Origin of the sequence: uncultured Streptomyces sp. (assembly GCF_947488945.1) — a bacterium.
In the GTDB taxonomy this organism is placed as follows: Bacteria; Actinomycetota; Actinomycetes; order Streptomycetales; family Streptomycetaceae; genus Streptomyces.
The window spans coordinates 1-3,136 of the sequence record NZ_CANLBS010000054.1 but is presented as its reverse complement, the minus strand read 5'-3'; the positions used below and the strand labels follow the sequence as shown (position 1 = coordinate 3,136).

Annotated in this window: 2 protein-coding genes; both read left to right on the top strand. The window is 69.1% G+C overall.

Annotated elements, in window-relative coordinates:
- Positions 1-1,731, top strand: a 1,731-nt coding sequence (locus tag Q0994_RS33745) for a condensation domain-containing protein (RefSeq protein WP_299542524.1), incomplete at its 5' end; no start/stop codon positions are given.
- Positions 1,728-3,136, top strand: a 1,409-nt coding sequence (locus Q0994_RS33740; RefSeq protein ID WP_299542522.1) for a condensation domain-containing protein, incomplete at its 3' end; no start/stop codon positions are given. The genes Q0994_RS33745 and Q0994_RS33740, both read left to right, overlap by 4 nt.

Genomic DNA, 3,136 nt, shown 5'->3' with positions numbered 1-3,136 from the left:
CCCAACGGCAAAGTCGACACCAAAGCACTCCCCGCACCCGACACCCACCGCCCCGACCTCGCCAACGCCTACACCGCTCCCCGCACCGACACCGAACGCACACTCGCCTCGGTGTGGGGCGACATCCTCGGCATCGATTCCGTCGGCATCCACGACAACTTCTTCGAGCTGGGCGGCGACTCGATCATCAGCATCCAGATGATCGCCCGGGCCAAGAAGTTCGGTGTCCATCTCACTCCGCGCATGATCTTCAAGCACCAGACGATCGCCGAGATCGCGACACAGGCCGGTGCGACGACCCTGGTCGACGCGGAGCAGGGCCACGTGGTGGGCGACGTACCGCTGACGCCGATCCAGCACTGGTTCTTCGAGAAGGAACTGCCGGCTTTCGACCACTTCAACCAGGCGGAACTCCTGGTCACCGACGCCCTGGACCCCGACATCCTGCGGCAGGCGCTCTCCGACCTGGTGGAGCATCACGACGCCCTGCGTCTCAGGTGCGAGAGCCGGGACGACGGCTGGCGCCAGTATCTGGACGAGGGATCGGACGCCGCCGTCCTCGATGTCCACGACCTGTCCGACGTCGGCGAGGAATCCCTGGGCGCGGTGTCGCTGGGTATCGCGGAGCGGACGCAGCGGGGACTCGACCTGGCCAAGGGGCCGCTCATCCGCTGCGCGCTGCTGGAGCTGGGTGCGGGGCGGGGTCAGCGGCTGCTCATCGCCGTGCACCACCTGGCGGTCGACGGGGTGTCCTGGCGGATCCTGCTTGAGGATCTGGGCAGTTGCTACGAGCAGCGCGCTGCCGGCGGGGCGCCGCGTCTCCCCGCGAAGACGACGTCCTTCCGCGCGTGGGCCGAACGGCTGCGCGGGTACGCGGGGTCGGATGCCGCCCGCGCCGAGTTCGCGTACTGGGCGGAGGCGAAGCCCGGTGGACGGGTGCCCCGTGACCGGGAGGGCCGCAACGACCTGCGCTCGGCGTCCACCGTGGCCGCGACCCTCACCGCCGAGGAGACACGTGCCCTGTTGCGGGACGTGCCCCGTGCCTTCCGTACCCAGATCAACGACGCGCTGCTCACCGCCCTCGCCCAGGCGCTGCGGGACTGGACGGGCGACGACGAGACGCTGATCGGTCTGGAGGGTCACGGCCGTGAAGACCTCTTTCCCGACGTGGATCTGTCGCGGACCGTCGGGTGGTTCACGTCCGTGTTCCCCGTGGCACTGCGACTGGCGCCGGGCGCCGGGGCGGTCGCGTCGGTCGATTCCGTCAGGGAACAACTGGCACGGATCCCGAACAAGGGCGTCGGCTACGGCATCCTGCGCCACCTCGGAGGACCCGACGTGGCACGCGTGCTGGGCGGGCAACCCGTACCCGAGGTCAACTTCAACTACTTGGGGCAGTTCGCCACGGACCTCCCGGCCATCGGGCGGTACGCCCCCTCAGACGAGCCCAAGGGGCACTCGATCAGCCCCGACGGCATGCGGTGGAACGTCCTCGACGTGACCGCGGCCGTGGAGGGCGACACCTTCGGGGTGTACGTCAACTACTCCTCGGCACTGCACGACCGGCAGACCGTCGAGCGGCTGGCCGACGGCGTGATGGGCCACCTGCGCGCCCTGATCGCCGGCAGCGCCGAAGGGGCCGTGGAGGCCCGCCGCGCGACGCCCGCCGTTCCCCTCACCGACGTCGGTGCCACCGACATGGCCGCGATCCTGAAGAGGTTCTCGATATGAGCACGCACAACGTGGAAGACGTCTACGGGCTCTCGCCCCTGCAGTTCGGGATGCTGTACCACTCGCTGGAGGACACGTCCGACACCCGCCCCTACATGGTGCAGATGACGGAAGAGGTCGAGGGCCACTTCGACGACGCGTTGTTCGGGCAGGCGTGGCAGCAGCTCGTCGACCGTCACTCGATCCTGCGCAGCGCGTTCGTCTGGGAGGGCGTCTCGGAGCCGGTGCAGGTGGTGCAGCGCCGGGCGCCCGTGCCGTTCGCGGTACGCGACCTGCGCGGTCTGCCCGACCGGCAACAGCAGCTGGACGCCTTTCTGGCGGAGGACTGGGAGCGCGGATTCGACCTGTCCCGCGCGCCGCTGGTGCGGGTGACCGTACTGCGGGCGGATGAGCAACGGCGTTACGTGGTCTGGTCGTTCCACCACATCCTGCTGGACGGGTGGAGCGTGCAGATCCTCCAGAAGGAGTTGTTCGCCCTCTACCGCGGCCTGCTCGACGGTGTCCCCGCCGCACTGCCGCCGGCGGCTCCCTACCGCCGCTACATCGAGTGGCTCAACTCCCGCCAGGCGGACGGATCGGCGGACTTCTGGAAGGGATACCTGGCGGGTGTCACCGAGCCCACCGACCTGCACGTGGACCGGGACACCGGGGACACGGGGGTCGGGGAGTTCGAGGTGCACGCCTCGTCCGACCTGTTCGGGCGGGCTCGCGACTACGCCAGGTCTCAGCGCATCACGATGAACACGCTGGTGCAGGGCTTGTGGTCCATCCTGCTCTCCCGCTACAGCCGTCGCGACGAGGTGCTGTTCGGCTCGACCATCTCAGGGCGTTCGATCGCCCTGCCGGGCGTGGAGTCGATGATGGGGCTGTTCATCAACACCCTCCCGGTGCGCGGCCGGCTCACGGGCGACATGGAGGTCGCGAGCTGGCTGCGGAGCCTGCAGGACGAGCAGCTGGAGATGCGGCAGTGGGAGTACTGCCACCTGGTCGACGTGCAGAAGCACAGCAGCATCCCCCGCGGTGAGTCGCTGTTCCGGTCCATCCTGGTCTTCGAGAACTACCCGGTGGTGCAGAAGCCCTCGGACTTCCCCGAAGGACTCACGCGACGCCTGGTCGGCTGCGTCGAGCGCACCGGCTATCCGCTCACCCTGGTGGCGTCGGCGGGGCGGGCCCTGGAGTTCCGGTTCGTGTACGACCGGAGCCTGTTCGACGCGGCGACGATCGAGCGGATGGCCGGCCATCTCAGCACGCTGCTGGAGTCCGTCGTGGCGGCGCCCGAAGCGCGTATCGCGGAGCTGAACATGCTGACCGAGCGGGAGCGTCAGGAGATCCTGGTCGAGTGGAACGGGACCACCGGCCCCTACCCCGACACCGCGACCATCCACTCCCTCATCGAGGACCGGGT